Annotated in this window: 23 protein-coding genes; 12 read left to right on the top strand and 11 right to left on the bottom strand. The window is 62.8% G+C overall.

Annotation, left to right across the window (positions count from 1 at the left end; translation table 11 throughout):
- Positions 1-78: 78 nt before the first annotated feature.
- From P0D96_RS12015 to P0D96_RS11995, 5 genes are all read right to left on the bottom strand, one after another.
- Positions 79-540 carry a GNAT family N-acetyltransferase gene (locus P0D96_RS12015; protein WP_408177549.1) on the bottom strand — a complete coding sequence of 154 codons (462 nt, stop codon included), beginning with the start codon at positions 538-540 and terminating at the stop codon, positions 79-81.
- Between the two features lie 120 nt (positions 541-660).
- On the bottom strand, positions 661-1,764 hold the full coding sequence (locus P0D96_RS12010) for an NAD(P)/FAD-dependent oxidoreductase (protein ID WP_408313564.1): 1,104 nt from the start codon (positions 1,762-1,764) through the stop codon (positions 661-663).
- Between the two features lie 143 nt (positions 1,765-1,907).
- Entirely contained in the window at positions 1,908-2,111 is a 204-nt protein-coding gene (locus tag P0D96_RS12005) for a DUF3562 domain-containing protein (protein WP_132379526.1), read from the bottom strand.
- Positions 2,112-2,287: 176 nt separating this feature from the next.
- A complete protein-coding gene (locus tag P0D96_RS12000; RefSeq protein ID WP_408313562.1) occupies positions 2,288-3,352 on the bottom strand; it encodes a DMT family transporter in 1,065 nt (354 codons plus the stop codon).
- A gap of 71 nt (positions 3,353-3,423) precedes the next feature.
- Positions 3,424-4,317 (bottom strand): LysR family transcriptional regulator, encoded by an 894-nt coding sequence (locus P0D96_RS11995; protein ID WP_408313560.1) that lies wholly within the window; start codon positions 4,315-4,317, stop codon positions 3,424-3,426.
- Between the two features lie 163 nt (positions 4,318-4,480).
- Between P0D96_RS11995 and P0D96_RS11990 the strand changes: the two genes are divergently transcribed.
- The 8 genes from P0D96_RS11990 (at position 4,481) to P0D96_RS11955 (ending at position 12,790) form a co-directional block, all read left to right on the top strand.
- On the top strand, positions 4,481-5,092 hold the full coding sequence (locus P0D96_RS11990) for a lipocalin family protein (protein ID WP_408286169.1): 612 nt from the start codon (positions 4,481-4,483) through the stop codon (positions 5,090-5,092).
- 70 nt (positions 5,093-5,162) lie between these two features.
- Entirely contained in the window at positions 5,163-5,939 is a 777-nt protein-coding gene (locus P0D96_RS11985; RefSeq protein WP_408313558.1) for a DUF1295 domain-containing protein, read from the top strand.
- Positions 5,940-6,016: 77 nt separating this feature from the next.
- Positions 6,017-7,117, top strand: a complete 1,101-nt coding sequence (locus P0D96_RS11980) for an SAM-dependent methyltransferase (RefSeq protein WP_408313556.1) — start codon at positions 6,017-6,019, stop codon at positions 7,115-7,117.
- Between the two features lie 300 nt (positions 7,118-7,417).
- Entirely contained in the window at positions 7,418-8,224 is an 807-nt protein-coding gene (locus P0D96_RS11975) for a class I SAM-dependent methyltransferase (protein ID WP_408313554.1), read from the top strand.
- A gap of 179 nt (positions 8,225-8,403) precedes the next feature.
- Positions 8,404-9,003, top strand: coding sequence for a cytochrome b (locus P0D96_RS11970; protein ID WP_132379221.1), 600 nt, complete (start codon positions 8,404-8,406; stop codon positions 9,001-9,003).
- A 49-nt stretch (positions 9,004-9,052) separates the two neighbouring features.
- Positions 9,053-10,504, top strand: coding sequence for a glycosyltransferase family 2 protein (locus P0D96_RS11965; protein WP_408286176.1), 1,452 nt, complete (start codon positions 9,053-9,055; stop codon positions 10,502-10,504).
- Between the two features lie 186 nt (positions 10,505-10,690).
- Positions 10,691-11,911, top strand: coding sequence for a Rieske 2Fe-2S domain-containing protein (locus tag P0D96_RS11960; RefSeq protein ID WP_408177540.1), 1,221 nt, complete (start codon positions 10,691-10,693; stop codon positions 11,909-11,911).
- A 465-nt stretch (positions 11,912-12,376) separates the two neighbouring features.
- Positions 12,377-12,790 carry a rubredoxin gene (locus P0D96_RS11955; protein WP_408286179.1) on the top strand — a complete coding sequence of 138 codons (414 nt, stop codon included), beginning with the start codon at positions 12,377-12,379 and terminating at the stop codon, positions 12,788-12,790.
- A gap of 30 nt (positions 12,791-12,820) precedes the next feature.
- Here P0D96_RS11955 and P0D96_RS11950 read toward each other — a convergent pair whose 3' ends face one another.
- Both P0D96_RS11950 and P0D96_RS11945 read right to left on the bottom strand, forming a co-directional pair.
- Positions 12,821-13,675 (bottom strand): oxidoreductase, encoded by an 855-nt coding sequence (locus P0D96_RS11950; protein WP_408313552.1) that lies wholly within the window; start codon positions 13,673-13,675, stop codon positions 12,821-12,823.
- A gap of 171 nt (positions 13,676-13,846) precedes the next feature.
- Positions 13,847-14,776, bottom strand: coding sequence for a LysR family transcriptional regulator (locus tag P0D96_RS11945; protein ID WP_408313550.1), 930 nt, complete (start codon positions 14,774-14,776; stop codon positions 13,847-13,849).
- A 70-nt stretch (positions 14,777-14,846) separates the two neighbouring features.
- Between P0D96_RS11945 and lysA the strand changes: the two genes are divergently transcribed.
- Positions 14,847-16,130, top strand: coding sequence for a diaminopimelate decarboxylase (lysA, locus tag P0D96_RS11940; RefSeq protein ID WP_408313548.1), 1,284 nt, complete (start codon positions 14,847-14,849; stop codon positions 16,128-16,130).
- Between the two features lie 24 nt (positions 16,131-16,154).
- Here the strand turns inward: lysA and P0D96_RS11935 are convergent, their stop codons facing one another.
- Positions 16,155-17,075 (bottom strand): LysR substrate-binding domain-containing protein, encoded by a 921-nt coding sequence (locus P0D96_RS11935; RefSeq protein WP_408313711.1) that lies wholly within the window; start codon positions 17,073-17,075, stop codon positions 16,155-16,157.
- Between the two features lie 121 nt (positions 17,076-17,196).
- Here P0D96_RS11935 and P0D96_RS11930 point away from each other — a divergent pair, with 121 nt between their 5' ends.
- Positions 17,197-17,964, top strand: coding sequence for a transporter substrate-binding domain-containing protein (locus P0D96_RS11930; protein ID WP_408177448.1), 768 nt, complete (start codon positions 17,197-17,199; stop codon positions 17,962-17,964).
- A 39-nt stretch (positions 17,965-18,003) separates the two neighbouring features.
- Positions 18,004-19,119, top strand: coding sequence for a succinylglutamate desuccinylase/aspartoacylase family protein (locus P0D96_RS11925; protein WP_408313545.1), 1,116 nt, complete (start codon positions 18,004-18,006; stop codon positions 19,117-19,119).
- A gap of 22 nt (positions 19,120-19,141) precedes the next feature.
- Here P0D96_RS11925 and P0D96_RS11920 read toward each other — a convergent pair whose 3' ends face one another.
- The 3 genes from P0D96_RS11920 to P0D96_RS11910 all read right to left on the bottom strand — a co-directional run bounded on the left by P0D96_RS11920 (position 19,142) and on the right by P0D96_RS11910 (position 22,270).
- Positions 19,142-19,423 (bottom strand): cupin domain-containing protein, encoded by a 282-nt coding sequence (locus P0D96_RS11920; protein WP_408286189.1) that lies wholly within the window; start codon positions 19,421-19,423, stop codon positions 19,142-19,144.
- 154 nt (positions 19,424-19,577) lie between these two features.
- Positions 19,578-21,731: a phosphocholine-specific phospholipase C gene (locus P0D96_RS11915; protein ID WP_408313543.1), complete on the bottom strand. Its 2,154-nt coding sequence runs from the start codon at positions 21,729-21,731 to the stop codon at positions 19,578-19,580.
- 59 nt (positions 21,732-21,790) lie between these two features.
- Positions 21,791-22,270: a hypothetical protein gene (locus tag P0D96_RS11910; RefSeq protein WP_243658353.1), complete on the bottom strand. Its 480-nt coding sequence runs from the start codon at positions 22,268-22,270 to the stop codon at positions 21,791-21,793.
- A gap of 45 nt (positions 22,271-22,315) precedes the next feature.
- Between P0D96_RS11910 and P0D96_RS11905 the strand changes: the two genes are divergently transcribed.
- On the top strand, positions 22,316-24,301 hold the full coding sequence (locus P0D96_RS11905; RefSeq protein ID WP_408177444.1) for an amylo-alpha-1,6-glucosidase: 1,986 nt from the start codon (positions 22,316-22,318) through the stop codon (positions 24,299-24,301).
- The last annotated feature ends 27 nt before the right edge of the window (positions 24,302-24,328 follow it).

Here is a 24,328-nt window from a genome sequence, read left to right as displayed (position 1 = left end):
TAAAAGCAGTGTGCCGCACAGAGCGCGCGGCACGGCGAGACGAGCGGGAAGCGCGCTAGGCGAGCCCGCCGCGCGGCATCACAAGGCTTTGCGATAGACCAGGAAGCCCGAACGGTCCGCAACCTTGTCGTAGAGCTTCATCGCCGTCTGATTCGTCTCTTGCGTTTGCCAGTAGACGCGTTGCGAACCATCGGCTTTGGCGCGCTCATACACCGCTTCAATCAATGCGCGGCCAACGCCTCTGCCGCGCTCGGAGTCGAGCGTGTAGAGGTCTTGCAGATAGCAGATCGGTCCTTTCATCGTCGTGTGACGGTGATACAGGAAATGCACGAGGCCGAGCAACTGGCCGTTGCGTTCAGCCACCATGGCATGCATCGGCTCGTAGCCGTCGAAAAAACGTTCCCACGTGATTTGCGTGATCTCGCGCGGCAACGCGGTTTCGCCCGAGCGGCCATAGAACGCGTTGTAGGCATCCCATAGCGGCAGCCATGCATCGAAGTCGCCGGGGACGACGGGGCGGATTTGAATCGAATCGGACATGTGCGGTTCCTGGTCGGAAGAAGACTGCTGAACCGCCAGCATAGAAAATTTGCGGCGCTATTGTTAGATCCACAGTACGTTCAGAATGTGGAGCCACCAACTGTGAATCGAGGAAAACGTTCAGGCCGTCTCGGCTCTGAGCCACCGCGCGAGCGTGGCGTCGTCGTCCGTCTCCAGCGTCTCCGCGATGCGCCGCCCCACCGCTGCACCGAATTTGTAGCCGTGCCCCGAGCAAGCCGACACCACCAGCGTGTTGCCGATGCGCTTCGAAAAGAAACGGTTATCCGCCGTGAACGTGTACGCGCAGGTTTTTACTTCGGATACCGTATATTCGTCGATGCGGCTGAATGGCGGCGCAAACAGCCGCCGCAAGCGGTCGCCTTCACCGGGCGCGGCAACGCGACTCGCGTCGGGGTCCGGCGCGCGTGATTTATTGATGCCCGCGCCAAACTTCAGACCAATGCCGTCGAGCGGCGGCAGCACATAGCCGTCGCTCGCGCCGCCGATATCGACGATCGCGGGCGCCGTCGACCACGCGTCTTCCAGATCCGCGGGCGGCTCCAGATAGGCGACGATGTTGCGATACGTCATCAGGTTTTCGGCAAGCGCGGGAAACAATTGCGGCGTCCATGCGCCCGCGGTGACCACGAGCCGGTCCGCATGTACGATCACGTCGTTTTCGATGCGCACGGAAGCGGTCTGAGGGTCGACCGCGAGCACCTTGGTGTGCATGCGAATGTCGGCGCCGCGCATCTTGAGCCACGCTTTCATATCGCGTGCAATGCGTTCGCTGAAAAGTGCGCCGCCGTCGTGATCGAGGTAGGCGTAACGAAACGTGGCTGGGTCGAGAAACGGGTAGCGCGCCGCTGCTTCGAGGGGTTCGAGCCTTTCGTACTCGAATCCCATGCGGTCGAGGCCGTTGCGAAACTGTTCGGCGCCATCGCCCGCGAATTGCGAAATGCCGAGCACGCCGCAATTTGCATAGTGCGACACGCCGAGATCGTTCCACAGCAGGTCCCAGCTATCGAACGCCTCTTCGATGTTTCGCGCATAACCGTCCGCATCGCCATATGCGCGACGAATCATGCGATGCCGGTCGCCCGACGCGCCGAGTGGATTTGGAATCGAGCCCTGCTCGATCAGCGTGATGTCATGTCCCTGTTTCGAGAGCGACCACGCCGTGCTCAAACCGGCGATGCCCGCGCCTACGATCGTTACCCGCATGCCAACTCCCCCGAGTCGATGGTTCTGGGCGAGAGTCTATCAGCGGGAAAAAAATCGGTGCGCGTTATGTGAATTTTTGCGCGAGTCGGTCGAGGCGAAAAAAATTGCGATTCAGCAGGCGGTGGTCTCCGCGCGCCGCCGTGTCAGTGTTTGCGATTCGAACTGTCGCGAAGCTGGTTGCGTACTTTTTTCGCGGCGAAGAGCGGCACGTAATCGAATACACGCGCGTCGTGCCGGTAGTTGGCCAAGGTGTCCGCGTACATCTTCGAGACCGTTTCCGCCGGCGTGTCGGTTTCTTCGGCGATGCTTTTCACTAATTCATCAACATTAGGCTCGGGTTGTGACATGGATCTCTCCAAAGGTGCAGACAGGTTGGGCGGATGGCACGCGGACAACAGGAGTTTCATTACAGGATGCGATGCGCGGCGATGCCAATTGAATCGGTCTATCGCATGATTTTTTTTCAGAGAGATTTTTGTCTTGCGATGCAGCAAGCGTCCGTGCTGCACGGCTGGCCGAAAAATCAATGCGTGTGCCGGTGATGGATATCCGGGAAATGCGCATGCGCGTGCGTCATGGGTGCATGGCGGTGCGAATGGGTATGCGGCTCGTCGCCGTCCCACGCGAAGTCGTGCTCGTGCTGGTGATGCGCGTCGTGCCGGTGACGATGCGAGTGCTCGAGCGGATCGTGCGTGTGCGGATGCTCATGACGTTCGCGAATGTGCAGCCACACGCCGAGCGTCATCAGCGCTGCAGCGACCCAGAAAAGCGGCGGCGGCAGTTCGGGCCACAGTAGCCAGGATAAAGTCACGCCGAATAGCGGCGCAACCGAAAAATATGCACCGGTTCGCGCGGTGCCGAGATTGCGCAGCGCGACGACGAACAGCACGAGACTCACGCCGTAGCCCGCAAAGCCGGTGAGCATGGCGAGCGCGACGGTCGAGAGCTTCGGCCATGCGGCGCCGAGGGTGAGCGCGAGCGCCACGTTCACCGAACCGGCCACGAGTCCTTTTATGCAGGCGATGAACATTGCATCGTGAGCCGACACCTTGCGCGTGAGATTGTTGTCCACGGCCCAGCACGCGCAGGCGCCGATCAGCAGCAGCGTGCCGGGCGGCAGTCCCGCCGCGCCCGGCTGCCATGACAGCGCCACGCCGCCCGCGACGATCGCGGCCATGCCGAGGAACACCTGCACGTCGACGTTCTCGCGAAACACGATCCACGCGATCAACGCGGTGAATACGCCTTCCAGATTCAGCAGCAGTGAACCTGTGGCGGCCGGCGTCGTTTGCAGACCCAGCATCAGTAAAGCGGGCCCGGCGACGCCGCCGGCTGCGATCGCGCCGGCCAACCAGGGGGCTTCGCGCAACGGGAAATGGCTGTGGCCGACCGGCTGGCCGGCGCCGCCGCCTTTTAGCCGGCGCGCCAGAATCACCGCGGCAAGGCCGCAGCCGCTACCGAGATAGAACAACCCAGCCAGCAGGAACGGCGAGAGCGAGCCGAGCAGCGTCTTGGCGAGCGGTGTCGTCGCGCCGAATAGGGCGGCGGCGAGCAAGGCGGTGAATGCGGCGTTTGAGCGGGTAGGCATGAGGGAATTCACGCGGGAGCGGGCGTTGCGGACACGATAACGCTAACCGGATCACGCCGCTTGTATCGTCGCTAAGCTGCGCTGAACAAGCGCTCCGACAGAAAATCGACGAACGCGCGCAGCTTCGGCGACAGTTGCCGGCTGGATGGCCAGAGCACGGAAAACTGTCCTGCATGCGCCAGATGGTCGTCGAGCACGTTTTGCAGTGTTCCCGCCCGGATCGCGTCGCGAGCCAGAAAATCCGGCATGTAGGCCACGCCCAGACCGAGTTCCGCCGCCGCTCGCAGGGCTTCCATGTTGTTGCAGGTCAGCGCGGTCGGAAAGCGCGCGGCCGCGTCTTCGGGAAGTCCTCGAAACGCCCAGTGCTGCAATTTGCCCGAGGTCGGAAAGCGGAAGCGCAAGCACGCGTGCTGCGCGAGATCGGCTGGCGCGAGCGGCACGCCGTGCCGTTGCAGATAACCCGGCGACGCGCACAACACGAAGCGGAACGGGCCGAGCCGCTTGGCCATCAGTTGCGAATCGGGCAGATCGCCGCTGCGGATCGCGGCGTCGAAGCCGCCTTCGATCACGTCGACGATGCGGTCGTTGAAATCCAGTTCGAGGTCGATCTCGGGATAGCGCTCGGCGAATTCCGGAAGGATCGGCAGCAGGAAGCGATAGCCGATGGTCGGCAAAGTCACGCGCAGGCGCCCGCGTGGCGCGGCGTTGGCTTGCAGCATCATCGCTTCGGCTTCGCTCAGCGCGTCGAGAATCTGCCGGCAGCGTTCGTAGAAGCGCTCGCCGTCGTCGGTCAGGCTGACGCGCCGCGTGCTTCGTTGCAACAGCCGCACGCCGAGGTGTTGTTCGAGCCGCGCGACGCTTTTGCCGACGGCGGAGGGCGACAGGCCGAGCCGCTGCGACGCGCCGACGAAGCTGGACGCTTCGGCCGTTTGCACGAAGGCGACGATCCCGCTCAGGTTTTCCATTCGGTCGATTCAGGAATTGAAGTCTGCAGTCGGGCCAATTTAGCATCATTTGCCGCTTTCATTCTGTTATCGGTATGCGCCTTCTTGCGGAGAGCGGCGCACGCATCCAGACGGCCTGGTCGAACGTAATAGGTGTATTGCCGCCACGTTCGAGGCCCTTGCCATGCGCCGAGTTGCCTACGTCAGCGCTGCAGCTGCCGGCGCTGCAAGCGTTCTGCTGCTATCACTCACGGCCTGCTCCAACGATCCGCCCAATCCCAACCCGCGCGCGAGCGAACCGCTCGCCACCGTGCCCGTCGACTTGCCGCGCTACATGGGCCGCTGGTACGTCATCGCGAACATTCCGTATTTCGCCGAACGCGACATGGTGGCGAGCCGCGCCGAATGGACACTGCGCGCGGACGGCAAGATCGACGATTCGTACTACGCCCGCAAGAAGCGCTTCGACGCCGAGGAAAAGCACTATCAGTTTCTCGACACGCCCGTGCCCGGCAAGGACGGCGGCGAGTGGAGCGTGCAGCTGTTCTGGCCCATCCGCGTGACGCAACTGACGCTTTACGTCGACCCAGACTATCGCTACACGATCCTCGGCTATCCGGGCAAAAACCTCGGCTGGATTTTTTCGCGCGAGCCGGACATGAGCGAGGACACATATCGCGCCTTGCTTGCGCGGCTCGATGCGATGGGCTATGACACGTCGCGATTCAGACGCGTGCCGCAGCGGCCGGATCAGGTGGGCAAGCCGGGCTTTGCGTCGCCGGGCGACAAGGATTAGCGGGCGCATCGTACGCATCCGATACCACCGTCGCCGCGTATAACCCGCATTGCCGTCGAATGAGGAAACCATGCCACCACTTGTCGCCGCCGTGATTGCCCTGATCGGACTCATCGCGCTTTTCAGCGCCGTCTGGGCGTGGCAGTTGAGGAGCGAAAACGCCGGCATGGTCGATCCCATCTGGGCGTATTCGCTGGGCCTCGTGGCGGCGCTCTACGCGATGCTCGGCACCGGCGACCCCTTCACGCGCGCACTGACCGCGCTGGGCGGTTTGGTCTGGGGCGCGCGGCTCGGCACGCATCTGTGGAAACGCAACGCCGGCAAGCCGGAAGACGCGCGCTATCGCCGCTTCCGCGCAGAATGGGGCGACAAGGCGGCAAGCCGGATGTTCTGGTTTTTCCAGTTGCAAGTCGTGATTTCGATGTTGCTGTCGATCGCGTTTCTGGTGCCGTCGTACCGCGGTACTGCGCCTGCCGTCGGCTGGATGCTGCTAGCCGTCGTGGTGTGGATCGTCTCCGTGGCCGGCGAAGCGATGGCCGACCGCCAGTTGCGAAACTTCAAGGCCGATCAGGCCAATCGCGACGCCGTGTGCCGCGTCGGCTTGTGGCGTTACTCGCGGCATCCGAATTACTTCTTCGAATGCGTGCATTGGCTCGCGTATATCGCGTTGTCGATCGGCACGCCGTGGGGTTGGTTCACGCTGTTGCCGCCGGTGCTGATGGCGTTTCTGTTGCTGAAGCTCTCCGGTATTCCGCTGCTCGAAGAAAGCATGGCAAAACGGCGTCCCGGTTATGCCGACTATATGCGTACCACCAGCGCCCTGATTCCGTGGCCGCCGCGGCATTGAAGACGGCATTGAAGACGCAAGCCGGGCGCAAGCGCGCCTTCGAAAGAGTCGAAAAGAAACGCCAAGGAGTCAGCCTCATGAGTCTTTCCACCACTGACCACACGATGCCGCCGTCGCCCGCCGAGCCCAGCGATGGCTGGCTCATTCAAAGTTGCGAACGCGGCTGGCTACCCGACAGCGTGATCCGTTTCGGCATGCGTCAGTTGATGCGTCAGCGCCTGCGCGATGAAGCGGTCGACAACGGCGAGTTGCGCGCGCAACGGTTCAACCGTCTGCTCGACGATCTGCGCGCGAGTCCGGTCGCCATCGAAACGCAAGCCGCCAACACGCAGCATTACGAGGTGCCGGCGTCGTTTTTCCACGCGCATCTCGGACCGCATCTGAAGTATTCGTGCTGCCTGTATCCGACCGGTGGCGAAACGCTCGCGCAAGCCGAAGCGGCCATGCTCGAACGCTATGCCGAGCGCGCGGAACTCGCCGACGGTCAGCGGATTCTCGATCTCGGCTGCGGCTGGGGTTCACTGTCGTTATGGCTGGCGGCGCGGTATCCAAATTCGCGCGTCGTCGCGCTTTCGAACTCGCGCGGTCAGCGCGCGTTCATCGAAGAGCGCGCAGCGCAGGCTGGCTTGCACAACCTCTCGGTGGTGACGGGCAACATCGTCGATTTCGAATTCGACGGGGCGCAACTTGGCGGCGGCTTCGATCGCGTGGTGTCGATCGAGATGTTCGAGCATATGAAGAACTACGGCTTGCTGCTCGCGAAAATCGCGCGCTGGATGCGCGCCGACGCGAAGCTGTTCGTGCATCTCTTCGCGCATCGAACGCTGGCCTATCACTTCCAGGTGCAAGACGTCAGCGACTGGATGTCGAAATACTTTTTCACCGGCGGCACGATGCCGTCGGAGGCGCTGCTGCTCAATTTCCAGGACGATCTGCGCATGGAGCGGCAGTGGTGGGTGAGCGGCACGCATTATGAGCGCACGGCGAATCATTGGCTCGCCGCGCTCGATGCGGCGCGTGATCGGGTGATGCCGATGCTGATCGACACCTACGGCCCGCGCGATGCGGCAGTGTGGCTGCAACGGTGGCGCATGTTCTATATGGCGGTGGCTGAACTGTTCGGCTACGCGAATGGAAAAGAGTGGGGCGTCGGGCATTATCGGTTCGTGAAGCGTTGAACCGCGGTGGGCCGATCCGCTTAAGTGCTAGGCGTGACGCGATACGCCGGCTGGCTTTCATTGTGTTTTCACGCTTGGCTTACTGCCGAGCGACCGTCTTGCGAGTGCCTCCGGACGATTTATCTGATCGTCAGGAAACTGCGCAGTCATCCGGGCATCAAACCTTGGGTGCACTCTGAGGCAGGGAAGCCCTGTCTGATCGAGCTGCCTCGCAACAGCGGCGCCAATGGACCGCAGCAACGACAATGGCGTTCCGTTGGTCGTTTGCCATTGCCGCAACCGACCCGCATGGAATCGCCGATGACCACCCCAATCCCCTTCGTCCCCGACCGCTTCAGGACCACCGCCGCGCATTACCTGGCGGGCCGTCCACCGTATTCGCCGCAATTGATCCGCCGCGTCGCGCAGTCCTGCGAACTCGGCGGCTCGCACCGGCTTCTGGACCTCGGCTGCGGGCCGGGGCAATTGTCACTGGCGTTTTCGTCGTGGGTCGGCTCGGGTCTCGCGCTCGACCCCGAACCGGAAATGCTGCGCGTCGCCGCGAGCCTGGGCGCGGGGATTGCGCCGAACATCGAGTATCGCGAGGGGAGTTCTTACGATCTGTCGCCGGCTTTGGGGCGCTTTCGGCTGGCCGTCATCGGGCGGGCGTTTCACTGGATGGACCGGCCCGACACGCTCGCGCGTCTGGATGCGCTGATCGAACCGGAAGGCGCGGTCGCCCTGTTTTCGACCGCGTTCGCCACCGACTCGCCGATGGCCTGGCTTGCGCCGTACCGTGCGCTGCTCGAGGCTTACTCGGAGGGCGACCCGGCGCGCATGCAGCGCAAGGCGGACGGCTGGGAAAGCCACGACGCGGTGCTGGCGAAGTCGCCGTTCCCGATGCTCGAACGCGTGTCGATCGTCGAAACGCGGCGGGTCTCGGTCGAATCGCTGGTGACGCGGCCGCTGTCGATGTCGAGTCTGTCGCGCGAACGGCTCGGCGAGCGGCTGGACGAACTGCTGGCGCGCATCCGGCAACTACTGGATGCGTATGCAACCAACGGCTGGCTCGACGAACGGATCGAGTCGGCCGCGCTGATCGCGCGGCGCGAGGCGGCGCACGGTTAAGGTGCAATGACTTCTAAGCCGGCGGCAACGAAATAATCCGAAAACATAGAGTTAAGCGCCCGGCGGAATAAAGCGGCACACTCGGGCGTTTGCCTATACATCGGCTTGCCTTGATGTGTTACGGCATCGCCGGATTTTCAAACAGCTTTCGCAGCCATGCCGCTGCGGACGGAACAATCATGAACACACACGCCGACTCTTTGACCGATTCGACCGGCACGCCAGTGCCGACGCGCTACACACGTACGGCCATGGTTCTGCATTGGCTGATCGCGCTGCTGATGATCGGCAACGTGGTGCTCGGGCTGAGCGCGGATTCGTTGCCGGACGACTGGGTGCGTCCGGTGGTCGACACCCACAAGTCGATCGGCATCACGGTGCTGGGTCTCGCGCTCATGCGCATCTTGTGGCGTGTGTCGCACAAGCCGCCGCCGTTGCCGCGCGAGTTTCCGTCGTGGGAAAAGATCGCCGCGCACGTCGCGCATTTTTTGCTGTATCTGCTGATGATTGCGCTGCCGCTGTCCGGCTGGCTGCACGATTCCGCATGGAAAGACGCGGCGACGCACCCCATGCATCTGTTCAATCTGTTTCCGTGGCCGCGCATCGGCTATGTGATGAATCTCGATCCGGCGCTGAAGGAGACCTTGCACGACCGCTTCGGCGCCTTGCACACGTGGCTTGGCTACGCGCTCTATGCGCTGCTGGCGATGCATATCGGCGGCGCGTTGAAGCACCAGTGGATCGATCGCAAGTCGGTTCTGAAGCGCATGGTGCCGTGAGCGCCGCATTCACCTATCAACCGCAACATTGACAAACCCGGCAGTCATTTTGAAGAAAACCCTGGAACAGGCTCTCGCTCTCGCTTCGCCGCGCATTGTGCCGCGTCGCACGACACCGTTGAGCACGCTGATTCATCTGAGTGTGGTCGTCTTGTGGCTGCTGCTGTTCGCGCGCGCCTTCTTTCTGCAGGGCGCGCTGGCGTGGTCGACGGGTATCGCCTACGTGGTGTACGACACCTTGCTGCTTGCGTTTGTCACGTGGAAAACGCTGCCGTTGATGCGGCGTGCGCCGTCGCTCGAGCCCGAGTTCGAACGGCGCAGCTTGCCGAGCATGGGCGTGATCGTCGCGTCGCATAACGAAGCGACGGTGCTGCCGGTCACGATCGCCGCGCTGCTGCGGCAAACGCACGGGCCGGCGCAAATCGTCATTGCCGACGACGGTTCCACCGACTCGACCCGCGAGTTGCTCACCGGGCGCTTCGGCCTTACCGCGGCCGCAGACGGCGTGCTGAGCGCGCCGAGCGCGCTGTATCCGAATCTGTTCTGGCTGCGTGTGCCGCACGGCGGCAAGGCCCGCGCGCTGAATGCCGCGATCACCGTGATGACCACGGAAACGGTCATGACCGTCGACGCCGACACCTTACTCGACGACGACGCCACCTACGCCATGCGCGCCGCTTTCGCGAGCGAACCGAAGCTGGTCGCCGCGGCCGGCATTCTGGTGCCGGTGTGCGGCAAGTCGGTGTCGGGGCGCGTGTTCCAGTGGTTCCAGACCTACGAGTACATGCGCAACTTCATCGCCCGTTTCGCGTGGATGCGTGCTGATAGTCTGCTGCTGATTTCGGGCGCCTTCGCGTCCTTCAAGCGCGACGCGCTGGTCGACGTGGGCGGCTTCGATCCGCAGTGTCTCGTCGAAGACTACGAGCTGATTCACCGGCTGCGCCGCTATTCGGTCGACCACGGCCTCGACTGGGACGTGCGCGTGGTCGGCGAGGCGCATGCCCGCACTGACGCGCCGGACAATCTCGCCAGTTTTCTGCGTCAACGGCGCCGCTGGTTCGCGGGCTTCCTGCAGACGCAGTACTGGAACCGCGACATGACCGGCAATCCGCGCTACGGCACGCTCGGCATGCTGATGCTGCCGGTCAAGGCGATCGACACCATGCAGCCGATCTACGGCCTGACCGCGTTCGCGTTGCTGCTCGCCTTCGTGTTCGGTGGCCATGGCGCGATCGTCGTGTCGATCTTCAGCGTGATCGGCCTGAAAACGGCGATCGACCTCGCGTTCTATTTGTGGAGTATCCATTTGTACCGGCGCTGGACCGGCGAGCGCGCCGGCACCAGTTTGTGGATGGCGATGCTGGCGGCGGTTGCCGAGCCGTTCACGTTTCAGCTGGTGCGGCACGTGGGCGCCGCGCTCGGCTGGCTGCATTTCCTGCGCGGCGGACGGTCGTGGGGCGTGCAGCGCCGCTCGGGGCTGGTGGCACACGACGAGAGCTGACGCGGCGCGTGGTCTCTTCAGGAGAGTAGTGGGAGCAGGACGGTGCGCTTGCGCGAGCAGGCGCCGCAGTAGGTGGTTGCACGGTCCCCGAACCCATACGGCGTCGGGTTCTAGTAGACTGGCGACGATGCCGCCCGCAATTTGCAGGGCGCAACCTTCTATCCGCCCGTGCACGGAGACCCACCTATGCATGCTGTTCCCCCGCTAGAACGAGACACCGTCGATGTAACCGTCGATGCGTCGCCTGCCCAGGCCGCATCGCAGAAACCCGCTCACATGCCGGGCCAGGCCGCCAACGACGCACCGGTGCGCGATCTGCGCCGCGTCGGTATTCACCCTGACTACTGGTATCCGCTGGCGTGGTCGCACGAGGTGAAGCGGGGCAAGACGCATGGTGTGACGTTCGCGGGCGAGCCGATCGTGCTGGCGCGCACGGAGTCCGGCAAGGCGTTCGCGCTGGAGGACCGCTGCGCGCATCGTCAGGTGCCGTTGCATCAGGGCGTGGTGGATGGCGAATCGATCCGCTGCGGCTATCACGGCTGGACTTACGACTGCTCGGGCAAGTGCATCGACGTGCCGTACCTGGGCCGCGACCGTTTGCCGAACGGCGTGCGCTCTTACCCGTGCCGCGAAATCGAAGGCCTGATTTTCGTTTTCCCCGGCGACGCGGCGCTGGCCGAGCAACGGCCGCTGCCGGCGTTCGGCTCGGTCTCGGACAAGAAGTACAAGACGCGCCGCTTCGGCCGTCCGGTGAATTGCCACTACTCGTTCATGCACGAGAACCTGATGGACATGAACCATCAGTTTCTGCATCGCAGGCAGATGGGGCAGATGCGGGCGCGTTCGCTCGGCCGGCGGCGCGGCGAGGGCTGGGTCGAAGTCGATTACACATTTGCGCGCATGGCCGGCCAGCAGCCGATCGGCGAAGCGATCGTGTTCGGCCAGAGCCGTAAAACCGGCGGCGACAACGACAAAGACGTGATGACGATCCGCACCGAGTATCCTTATCAGACGCTGCAGATCCGCACGTCCGAGCAGACGCTGGTAATGGATCTGTGGATCGTCTACGTGCCGCTCGATCGCGAGCAGCGCACCAACCGCACGTTCGGGCTGCTGTCGATTCGCAAACCCGGTGTTCCTGGCGTGTTGAATCTCGCGTGGCCGCTGCTGGTGTGGTTCACCGAGCGCATTTTCAAGGAAGACCGGGAGATCGTCGAAGCCGAACAGCGCGCCCACGATTCGCAGGGCGCGGACTGGAATCACGAGGTGTTTCCTGTCATCAACGATCTGCGCGCGTTGCTGCGCGAGAACGGCGCGCCGGATCAGGTGGTGGGTGCCGGCACGGGCGACACGGCTGTGATTCGCTTCTGGGATTCTCGTCACGGCAACCCGTTGGCGAAGAGCTGATTCTCGGGTCGTTTTGACGCCGGGCGCATGATGTGAGTGGCGATCTGCCCGGCATGTCCGCACCAGGAATCCGCACGAAAACTTTCCCCCTCAAGGGGAATTAATCCATCTCCCGACGGTAGGGAATACCGGGCGATCGAGCGGCGATAATGGCAGCTAATGCACGGCGGTTTGCGCTAATCGACATGCGCTGGCCGCGGACGCGTGTACCATTTCGCTTTTTCCGATCTTCAAGAATAGCCCGTGACTACGCAACAAATCCCTACCGCACCCCGTAAATCCCTCACTCTGCTGCAATTGCTGGGCCTCATCGGCGCCGCCGGCCTGATTGCCGCGATCGTGTTGAACCAGTTCGTCTGATCTCCACGCGAAGCCTCTGCGCGACGCTTCCGACCCATGCCGGCACGTCCCTAAGGAAGTTCTTCCTGGGACGCGCTGCCGGCTTCATCGATATTCCGATTTGCCATGTACAAGAAGGGCGTAGCCGTAGAAATCCAGTTTTCTCCCGAGCGGCTCAACGACGGCGCGGGCGATCCCTATTGGATCGATCTGACGCAGGCTGAAGCGCAGCGGCTGCTGGAAAGCTTGCAGGCGCGCCTCGCGGAAACCGGCGTGGGCACAGCCGCGCCGTTGGTGGTGAGCCTCGATGACACGCCGGCGTCGCACGCGGCTGATGCGCCGCACGCGGCGGAGCCTGCCGCTTCGGCGGACGACTTCAAGCAGTGGGTCTGCGTGATTTGCGGCTGGGTCTACGACGAAGCCGCAGGTTTGCCGGAGGAGGGCATCGCGCCGGGCACGCGCTGGGCGGACGTGCCGGCCGACTGGCGCTGCCCGCTTTGCGACGTGGGCAAGGAAGATTTCGCGTTGGTCGAGTTTTAAGCCCGGCCAACGCACGACATACGCCTAAGTTCAGCCCGCTCCTTCCGGAAAGTCCGCGCCCAGCGTGGTGGCTTCCCACGCATCGAAATCGCCGCGCATGAAGTCCAGCTTCTTGCGCGCCAGTTCGAGCGCGGTCTTGCCGAGCAGCAACCGCAGCGGCGGTGTGTCCGACAGCGCGGCGTCGATAATGGCCTGCGCGGCGCGCACCGGGTCGCCTGCCTGTTTGCCGCTGCGCGCCTCGGTCTGCTTGCGGCGCTCACCGGCCGTGGCAGCATAATCGTCGATTACCGTGGCCGATTGTTTGATCGACGGGCCCGCCCAGTTCGTGCGGAACGGTCCCGGTTCGACGATCAACACGTCGATGCCGAGCGGCTTCACCTCCGTCGCCAGCGATTCGGATAGACCCTCCACCGCATATTTGGTGGCGTGGTAATAGCCGGTCGCCGCGAAACTCGTGATACCGCCGATCGACGACACATTGACGATCAAGCCGCTGTGCTGCTCGCGCATGATCGGCAAGACCGCCTTCGTGATGTCGATGAGGCCGAACACATTGGTTTCGAACATGGCGCGGACTTCGTCGTCCTCGCCTTCCTCGATCGCGGCCAGATAACCGTAACCCGCGTTGTTGACGAGCACATCGATGCGGCCGAAACGCTGTTTCGCTTGCGTTACAACTTCGTCGATCTGCATGGGGTTGGTCACGTCGAGTGGCAGAACCAGTGCGCGATCGCCGTGACTTTCGGCGATATCTTTCACTTTCGACGCGTCGCGTGCGGTCACCACCGCGCGCCAACCTCGCTCCAGCACCAGCTTCGCCAACTCGCGGCCGAAGCCGGTGGAACAACCTGTGATCAGCCAGACGGGATTGTCTCGATTCATCATTTGGGAAACTCCTGTTGATGGTCTACGACATGTAAAAACTCATGCGGCGCGAAGGCGCTGTGCGTCGTTCGCGTCCGCAATCGGTTTGCTGCTGTGTTTAGCTTGAAGCGTGCCCGGATTCTTTCGGTGGAGGTCGGCGATTGCCCGCGCGTTGATTCGCGAACAAAGCGCTCACTGCTGCTTGCGTCCGGTGTGGGATTTCAATTGTAGCCGCAGCGCGGCGGCTTCGCTTTGCAACGCTCGAACGAACGCGCCGGCCAGCGGATGACCCGGACGATGCTCCGGCTGAATCACGCTCACGCGAAACGGCAACGACACGGCGAGCGGCCGGATATGCAGATGGCGACCCACGAAATCGAGGGCTGTCAGCGGATTGACGATCGCGAGGCCAAGCCCTTGCCGCACGAAACTGCACACGGAGACGGCAGTGGGCGTCTCGACGATCTGGCGGCGCGCGATTCCTGCTTGCGCGAAGGCCTCGTCGATCTGAATCCGGTACGGATCGTTCGACGACAGGCTGATGAACGGCTGATTGGCGAAATCCTTCAATGCGATTACTCGCTTGCCGAGCAACGGATGCTCGTCGGGCAGCACGCACACTTCATCCACTTCGAGCAGCGGCGTCAGGCGCGTGCCCGCCGGCGGCGCGCCGTGTTCGGTCAGGCCCAGATCGTAGCGCTGCGCGGTCAGCCATCCCTCGAGAAACGGCGACTCCTGGGTCGCGATCGACAAACTTGCGCCCGGTTGCGCGTCGTGAAAGCGCTTCGCCGCGCCCGGCAGGATCGAATGCGAAAACGCGGGCAACGCGATGACGGAAAGCTGGCCGCCCTGGAATTCGCGCAGGCTCGCAGCGGTGGACGCCACACGTTCGAGTCCGACATACGCGCGCTTGATCTCGTCGAACAAGGTGAGCGCGGACAAGGTGGGACGCAATCGGCCATTCGTGCGCTCGAACAATGCAAAGCCGATGCTCTGTTCCATGCGCGCGAGTTCGCGGCTCACCGTGGGCTGCGAGGTGAACAGCATCTCGGCCGCTTTGGTGACGCTGCCCGCGGTCATTAGCGCGCGGAAGACTTCGATATGCCGATGTGTAAGCGCCATGATGGATATATCAAAAGTGAATTGGCATGCCAAGAATTGGTATTTTACTGAATGACGCGTTTTCCGCATCATGTCGCTCACACCAACATTTCGATATCGAGAGACGGGGACCGTGACGCCATTCAATCCGCAACAACTCGTCGAACTCGCCCACGAGCACGGCACGCCGCTGTGGGTCTACGACGCTGGCGTAATCCGCAAACGCATTGCCGAATTGCGCAGCTTCGATGTGATCCGCTATGCGCAGAAAGCGTGTTCGAACCTGCATATCCTCAAACTGATGCGCGAGGAAGGGGCGATGGTCGACGCGGTCTCGTTGGGTGAACTCAAACGCAGCCTAGCGGCAGGCTTCACGCCTGATGGCGATCCCGAAGGCGTCGTGTTCACGGCGGACCTGATCGATCATGCGACGCTCGCCACCGTGATCGAGCATCGCATCACGGTCAATGCGGGCTCGCTCGATATGCTCGAACGGATAGGACGGCATACGCCCGAAGGTCATCGCGTGTGGCTGCGGATCAATCCGGGCTTCGGTCACGGGCACAGCAACAAGACCAACACGGGCGGCGAGCATAGCAAGCACGGCATCTGGCTCGACGATGTGCCGCACGCGGTCGAGCTGATCCGGCGTTATCGCCTGAAGCTGGTCGGGCTGCACATGCATATCGGTTCGGGCGTCGACTATGGGCATCTGTCGCGCGTCTGCGATGCGATGGTCGAAGCCGTGAAGGGCCTGGGCCACGATATCGAAGCGATTTCCGCGGGCGGTGGTTTGTCAGTGCCGTATCGCGAAGGCGAGCCCGATATCGACGTCGCGCACTACTTCCGGCTTTGGGACGCGGCGCGCCGGCAGATCGAAGCGCATGTCGCGCATCGCGTGAGGCTGGAGATCGAACCGGGCCGCTTCCTCGTCGCGCAATCGGGCGTGCTCGTCGCGGAAGTTCACGCGTTGAATCGACGCCCCGCGCAACAGTTTGCTTTGGTCGATGCCGGATTCAACGATCTCGTACGGCCATCGTTTTACGGCAGTCATCATGAGATGACGGTGCTGAAGCGCGACGGCTCGCCGAGCGAAGCGCCGGTCGATTCGTTCGCAGTGGCCGGGCCGCTGTGCGAAGCCGGCGATGTCTTCACACAAGCCGCAGGCGGCGTCATTACGAACCGCTCAATACCGATACCCGAAGTGGGCGACTTCTTCGTGTTTCACGATGCAGGCGCGTACGGTGCCTCGATGTCCTCGAACTACAACAGCCGGCCGCTTGTGCCCGAGGTGTTGCTCGAGCATGGCAAGCCGCGATTGATCCGCCGGCGGCAAACTGTCGATGAGTTGCTCGCGCTCGAAACTTCGGCCTGATTTCAGCGCCACTTCAACGCCGCGTCAACGCGCCCGCACCGTGCGCGTGTACGAAGCGATCATCGTGGCGAGTTCCTGCGCGGCGGGCGTGAGCGGAATGGCCGCGCGCTGCAGCAGGCAGACGTTCTGTTCGACCGCGCGCTCGCGCACTGGAATGGCGGTGAGCGTGCTCGCAAACGGTCCGCGCTTCACCACGATCGACGCTTCCAGCGACAGGCAATCCGTCGCGCTCACCAGATGCAGCGTTTCGTACAGGCCTTCCACCGTTGCGACGATTTTCGGCGGCGGCAGGCCGTGGCTTTCGAACAGATGGTTCAGGCGGTTGATTTGCGGATCGTCCGTGAGATTCGGCGAGCGCGTGGCCGCCCACGTGCAATCGGCCAGTTCGGCCAGCGTGGTCGCACCAGCTTTCGGATGCCCTTGGCGGCAGACGATCACCGGATCGGACGGATACAGCGGCGTCACCGAGAGATCGGCGGTATCCGTGTGCTTCGATACCAGCGCAACCGCGAAATCCAGCGTGCCTTCGCGAATCCACGAAATCATCATGCGCGAAGTGCCGGTGCGCAGATGCACCGCGACCCGCTCGAAGCGCGTGCGAAATTCCATCAGCACCGGCGCGAACGCATCGATCAGCGGTTCGGTGGTCATGCCGAAGGTGACCTCGCCGACGTAGTCGCCGCGCAGTTGCTGCACTTCCTGCTCGGCGCGTTCGCATTCGCCGATAATCGCGCCGGCGCGCTGCAACAGCCGCTGGCCGAGCGCGGTCAGCGCAATGCCACGATTCGTGCGGGTGAACAGGGTCGCGCCGAGCATCGATTCGAGATTCTGCAGTTGTTGCGTGATGCCGCTCTGCGCGATGCCTAGCGCCCGCGAGGCCGCGCGGATGCTGCCATGCTCGGCCACGGCGGTGAACGCGCGGAGCTGGGAGATCGTCAACGCCATGAGGGCTGCCGTCCAGTGATCGGTAAAAGTGATCATGATGGTCCGAATGGGGCTTCTTTGAGGCGCGGACGCGGCATAGGATAGCTCGGTCGTCATTCGCCCACCCACACTTCGTGCTCCCATGAAAATTCCGTTGATGATCTTGAGCGCCGCGCTGGTTTTCAGCAGTGGCGCGTTTGCCGCTGAGCCCACCACGCTGCGCCTCGGTATCGACCCGAGCTATCCGCCGATGGACGCCAAGGCGCCCGACGGCAGCTTCAAAGGTTTCGACGTCGATCTCGGCAATGAAATCTGCAAGCGCATCCACGCGCGCTGCCAGTGGGTCGAACTCGAATTTTCGGGGATGATTCCGGCGCTGCAGGCGCGCAAGATCGACGCGATCCTTTCGTCGATGGCGATCACGGAGAAGCGCGAGCAACAGATTCTGTTTTCGTCGAAACTCTTCCAGTTCAAATCGCGGCTGATCGCGCGGCAAGGTTCGGCGCTCGCGGGCGGCACGAATGCGCTGGCGGGCAAGCAGATCGGCGTGCAGTCGGGCACGCAGTTCGAGGGCTATGCGCTGAAGAACTGGGCGCCGCTCGGCGCGCATGTGGTGGCGTACAAGAGTCAGGACGAAGTGTTCGCCGACTTGCAGAACGGGCGACTCGATGGCGCGTTGCTCGGTTCGGTGGAAGCGGACATCGGTTTCTTGCGTACGCCGGCGGGCAAGGGCTTTGCGTTCGTCGGCGAACCGCTTTCGATGGGCGATCGCGGCGTGGGCATCGGCTTGCGCAAGGACGAGACCGCGGTGCAGGCCTCCATCAACGCGGCGATCGCCTCGATGCTCAAGGACGGCACGTACGCGCAGATCGCGAAGAAGTACTTCGACTTCGATCCGTACGGCAATTGATTCTTCGACTTCCGACTTCTCTTCTACAGACTCCCGCTCATGAACAGGCAATCGATTCCGCTTCTCTCGCCGGCTATCGGCACGCACCGCGAACTGGTGTCGTTTCATTTCGGCCCGGCGAATAGCGGGCAGAAGATTTATATCCAGTCGTCGCTGCATGCCGATGAAACGCCCGCGATGCTGACAACCGTGTTGTTGAAGCGTCGTTTGCTCGAACTGGAAAAGCAAGGCGCGCTGAACGCGGAAATCGTGCTGGTGCCCGTGGCGAATCCGGTCGGGCTCGGGCAATACGTGCTCGGGCAGTTTCTTGGCCGCTTCGATCTGGGCAGCGGGAAGAACTTCAATCGCCACTTCCTGCAGTTCTCGAAGCTGGTCGCGCGAGCTAAAGAAACGCTGGGTTCCAATGCAGCCGAGAACGTGCGGCTAGTGCGAAAGTTGATTGCCGAGGAATTGACCGATCAGAAACCGTTGACCGAGTTCGAATCGCTGCAACTGGCGTTGCTGCAACTCTCGTTCGATGCGGATGTGATTATCGATCTCCACTGTTCGCTCGAAGCGGCCATGCATCTCTACACCAGCGAGGCCGCGTGGCCGGAGTTCGAGCCGTTGTCGCGCTATCTCGGCGCACAGGCGTCGTTACTCGCCACCAATTCAGGCGGCGAATCGTTCGATGAAACACACAGCCTGTTGTGGTGGAAATTGCAGCAGGAGTTGCCGGCCGATAAGCCGGTGCCCAACGGTGCGATCGCCGTGACCGTGGAATGCCGCGGGCAGCGCGACGTGTCCTATGAAGTCGCTCAGGAAGATGCCGACGCACTTGTCGATTATCTGGTGTGGCGCAAGGCGATCAAGCTCGATGCCAAGCCTTTGCCGGAGCTACTGTCGCCTGCCACGCCGCTCGCCGGCAGCGAGCAGTTCTATGCGCCCGGAAGCGGGATTCTGATTCATCGCGCGAAGATCGGTGATACGATTCGTGTCGGCCAGGCGCTGTTCGATATCGTCGATCCGCTGACCGACGAGACCACGACGATCGCCAGCAAAACCGAAGGTGTGCTTTACATGCGGCGCGCGATTCGCTTCGTGACGGCCGGCGCGCCGCTCGGGCGTGTGACGGGTACGCGGGCCTTCAGGACAGGGGTTTTACTGGGCGCCTGACGCTACAGGCGCGCACTGTCATTCAGGCCGCGCCTGACTGCTTCCTTCCCACCAGATACGTCACACCATTCGGACCAAAGCGCTCCGCATGCGGCTTGTTCGCCGGCAAGTGGAAGACGTCGCCGACGCGATACGCCCGCACTTCGTCGTCCATGCGTATGCTCATTTCGCCTTCCAGGATCAGGGCCTTGGCTTCGAATGCATGCTCGTGAATTTCCATCTCGACGTTGGCCTCGCGCGTGACAACCACGGCGTCAGGGAAGCCTTCTTTCGTCAGGCTTTCGATGAATGCGTTACGGTCCATGATGTGCCCATCAGCAGGAAGTGGCGAAGAATGAATGTAACGCTATCCGCCATTTCGTGCAGGACGTCTTGCGCGACCACAACCTGCGCTGAGCTACGGTCAAGCGCGCCGCCGAGGCGGCCGCCTGACCGAAGCCCTTTACCTTCACCCGCCCTTAGTTCACCACCAACACCGGCGCAACCGCCGCCGGATCGCTAATGCTCCGCCGCCCATTCTCGACGTGACCCGCAAGACGGCGCGAGAAGCTGGCGTCGTCATGACTCGTCACCGTCAAGTCGTACCAGTGATGGCTCGACGCCAGCACCCACGCTTCTTCGATATGCGCGCCGGCCGGCACCAGCACCGGACGCGGGCGCGCGCCGTACGCGTTGTCCGTCACCGTCAGACGCGCAATGCCGCTGCCCTTGTTGCTGAACTTCAGGAACACGTTGCCGTTCGCGGCGTCGTATTGCACCTTCACTTCCGGTTCCGCCGGTTTGTTGTTGCCGCGGCCGGCGGCGATCTGCGCGTTCTGCGCCGTCGACTGTTGCGTGTTGCCCGCAAACTTGCGCACGAAGCCATTCGGGCCGAACACTTCGAAGGTGTACACGCCGTTGGTCATCGTCAGATCGAACGTCTCATTGATCGACTTGCCCGCTTCGACGGTGTAACGCCACGGACCGTCCGTGCGATTCGTCGCGTACATATAGAAGTGCGCGCCTTGATCGCCGGTGTTGCCGATCGAGATCTCGAACGTGTTCTTCTTCTCGTTGGCCTGGCCATTCACATGCAACTCGTACGGCAACGCGCGCGCGAAACGAATACCGCTTTCCTGCGGATCGATAGCGCCCGGCGTCGCGGGCACGGTCGGCTTCGGCTGCGTTGCGCACTGATTGTCGGCGATGCTCTTGTAGTTGCTCGTGTCCGGCAGCGGCGGCACTTTCGAGTCCGGCGTGCGGAAGTCGAAGGCCGTGGTCAAGTCGCCGCACACCGCGCGGCGCCATGCCGTGATGTTCGGCTCATACACGCCAAAGCGCGCTTCGATGAAGCGAATCACCGACGTATGATCGAACACCTGCGAGCAGACAAAGCCGCCCTTGCTCCACGGCGATACGATCGTCATCGGCACGCGCGGGCCGAGGCCGTACGGCAGGCCGTCGGCGGTGTAGCTGCCGCCGCGCTGCGGATTCACCACGTTGTGAATTTCGCCTTCGGTGCTGACCGTCGACTTGCCTTGCGCGCCGGTCGTCGCCGGTTGCGGCGGCACGAGGTGATCGAAGAAGCCGTCGTTCTCGTCGTACATGATGAACAACACCGTCTTGCTCCACACCTCGGGATTCGACGTCAACGCATCGAGAATCTGCGAGGTGTACTCCGCGCCGTATGCGGGCGTATAGCTCGGGTGTTCCGAGTACGCGGCCGGCGGGCACAACCACGACACTTGCGGCAGCTTGTTGGCCAGCACGTCGGCCTTCAGGTCGTCGATGGTGCGCACGGTTTGCGCGCGCTCATACAACGGCGAACCCGGCTGCGCGTTGATGAAATTCGTGAAGTTCTGCAGGATGTTGGTGCCGTAGTTGCCGTTCAACGGATCGGCGCCGGTCAGCCCCTGCTGGTACACCTGCCACGAAATGCCCGCGGATTGCAGACGTTCCGGGTACGTGGTCCACGAGAGCAACTGATAATTCGGCGGACCGTCGCCGTCGACGAAATCGTTGTTGTCGAGCAGCGGTCCACCCAGCGTGCCGCTCGGATCGACCATGCCGGTCATCAGATACGAGCGGTTCGGGTGCGTCGGTCCCGGCAGCGAGCAGAAGTACGCGTCGCAGATGGTGAACGCATCAGCCAGCGCGTAGTGGAACGGAATGTCGCTGCGCAGGTGATAGCCCATCGTCATGTCGGTCTTGTTGGCGGGCCACTGGTCGTAGCGGCCGCCGTCGATCGCGGCGTGAGTCTTGTACCAGGAGTGATCCAGATCGCCGACGCATTGCGCGCTGGTGGTCGCCGTGTTCAGATGGAACGGCAGAACCGGCTGGGTCGGATCTTCCTTCGACGGTTGATACCACACCGGCTTGCCGTTCGGCAGCGGAATCGGGAAGCGGTCGTTGTAGCCACGCACGCCGCGCATATGGCCGAAGTAGTGGTCGAACGAGCGATTCTCCTGCATGAACACGACGATGTGCTCGACATCGCGGATCGTGCCGGTGCGCGAAAACGCGGGAACGGCGAGCGCATTGCGAATCGACTCGGGCAGCGCGGTCAGCGCGGCAGCAGCGCCGGCGGATGAAGCCACGGTCTGCAGGAAACGGCGACGGCTAGTTGATGTCATCGAATATCACCTTCTGCGGGGGGGAAGAATAGCGCGCCACGCGCGCCGGTGGAATTAGGTCAGTTGCTGCTGGCGCTGTCGCCGGGTGCGTAATGCATGACAGGCGCGACTTGCTGGTTGTCCGCGGCGAGACTGGCTTGCATGTTCTGCGTGATTGGATCGGAGGCCGCTGCCGGGTCTGCTGCGAGCGTTGAGGATGCGTTGAGGATTGGCGTCGCGGGCGCTGCCGCCGCATTCGGCGCGGCGTCGTTGTTCGCAGCGGCCGGCGTTGTCGATGCTGCCGACGGCGCGGAATCATCCGCACCGCAACCGCTCAACGCTAAAGTTGCAAGTGCAACCAAAACGGCACTCGCGACGCGTTTGTTTTGTCCCATGTCTACATCCAGTTTCGTGAAAGCGGATGCAGTGTCTAATCCTTTCAAGAAATAATTGTGAAACGTTTGCGAGTGGTAAAACTTGCGTCGATAAGTCGGTTTTTCGAAAGAAAGTGGAAAGTGATAAGTAGGAGAATGGTCACCGCGGCGCCTTATGCCTGACATTCAGGCGCGCTGAAAAATGGACGGCTTTGCTCAACCGATATGTTCATGACACACATCGAACAACCCTTCGACATCACGCGCCTCGAAGACGAATGGCTGGAAGCGGACGGCTTCGGCGGTTTCGCGTCGGGCACGGTGGGCACGCTGCGCACGCGCCGCTATCACGCGCTGCTGCTCACCGCGACGCGCGCGCCAGGCGGGCGCGTGGTGCTGGTCAACGGCGTGGAGGCGTGGCTCGAAGCGAACGGCGAGCGTTATCCATTGAGCATGCAGCGGTACGTGCCCGACTTGATCTATCCGGACCTGACAGCGAGTCTTGCCGCGTTCGATACGAAGCCATGGCCAACGTGGCGTTTTCAGATCGCTGCGCAACTAGTGGTGACCGCTGATGTGTTCGTCAGCAAGACGACGCGCGAAACTGTTTTGCGCTGGCGCCTGGACGGTGGTGCTGGAGTCGCTTCTCAAGCGAGCACGCTGACATTGAAAGTCAGGCCGCTGCTGTCGGGCCGCGACTATCATGCGCTGCACCATGGAAACGCCGCGTTCAACTTCGACGCGCAGACGAGCGACGACCAGGCCAGCGTAAATTGGCAACCCTACGGCGACCTGCCGGTAATCCACGCCGCGACGAATGGCGTCTACACGCACGCGCCCGATTGGTATCGCAACTTCTGCTACGTTCGCGAGCGGGAACGCGGCCTCGACTTCAGCGAGGATCTCGCCACGCCCGGCGTGTTCAGCTTCAATCTCGCCGATGGCGAAGCGGTGATGATTCTCAGCGCTTCAGGCGCCACGAGCGGAACGCAACCGGCGAACGCAAAAGCGCCAGCCATCCACGCAGCAGAACTCGCACGCATCGAACAACAACGCCGCGACGCGCTCGGCTCACGCCTGCAGCGCTCCGCCGACGCCTACGTCGTGACGCGCAACGAAGGCCGCACGATCCTCGCGGGCTTTCCGTGGTTCACCGACTGGGGCCGCGACACCTTCATCGCGATGCGTGGCTTGCTGATCGCATCGGGCCGGCTCGACGACGCCGAAGCGATCCTGCTTGAATGGTCGAGTACGTTGTCAGAAGGCATGCTGCCGAATCGCTTCCCCGACTATGGCGACACGCCGGAATACAACTCCGTCGACGCATCGTTGTGGTTCATCGTCGCCGTCCACGACTATCTGGCGACGCATCACGCGAGCGCTGCAACGCAGCAGCGGCTGCAGCAGGCCAGCGAATCCATCCTCACGGGCTACACGAAAGGCACGCGCTTCAACATCCAGGCGTCAGCCGACGATGGCCTGCTGAGCGCCGGCGTACCCGGCGTGCAACTCACGTGGATGGATGCGAAAGTCGGCGACTGGGTGGTGACGCCGCGCATCGGCAAGCCGGTCGAGGTGCAAGCACTTTGGATCAACGCATTGCGCATTGCAGCAACGTGGAATCCGCAGTGGCAGCCGGCCGCTGAGCGAGCGTTGCAAGCGTTTCATGAACGCTTCGTCGATCCGTCCACGCAAGCGCTTTTCGACAACGTGGACGTCGACCACGTCAAAGGCGCGATAGATCGCGCGATCCGGCCCAACCAGATCTTTGCCGTAGGCGGCCTGCCGTTTTCATTGCTGGAGGGCGCACCGGCGCGCGCGGTGCTCGATCAGGTGGAAGCACAGTTGCTCACGCCGCTGGGACTGCGGACGCTCGCGCCGTCCGATCCTGCCTATCGCGGACACTACAACGGGTCTCCACTCGAGCGCGATGGCGCCTATCATCAAGGAACCGTGTGGCCGTGGCTGCTCGGCCCGTTCGTCGAAGCGTGGCTGCGAGTCCACGGCGGCGCGGCGGATGCCCGTATGCAGGCGAAAACGCGTTTTCTCGACCCGCTCTACGCGCATCTCGACCACGCCGGTCTCGACCATTTCTCCGAAATCGCCGACGGCGATGCGCCGCACGCACTCGCCGGCACGCCGTTTCAGGCGTGGTCGCTGGGAGAGTTGCTGCGCATTGAACACCTGCTTGCCGGGTTGGCGACCGCGGGTGCCTAAACCGCGCTACGATGTGTGTCCCACCGC

The sequence above is a fragment of the Paraburkholderia sp. RL17-347-BIC-D genome (assembly GCF_046027915.1).
Classification (GTDB): Bacteria; Pseudomonadota; Gammaproteobacteria; order Burkholderiales; family Burkholderiaceae; genus Paraburkholderia.
The sequence above is the reverse complement of the archived record's forward strand: the minus strand, read 5'-3'. Positions and strand labels throughout refer to the sequence as shown.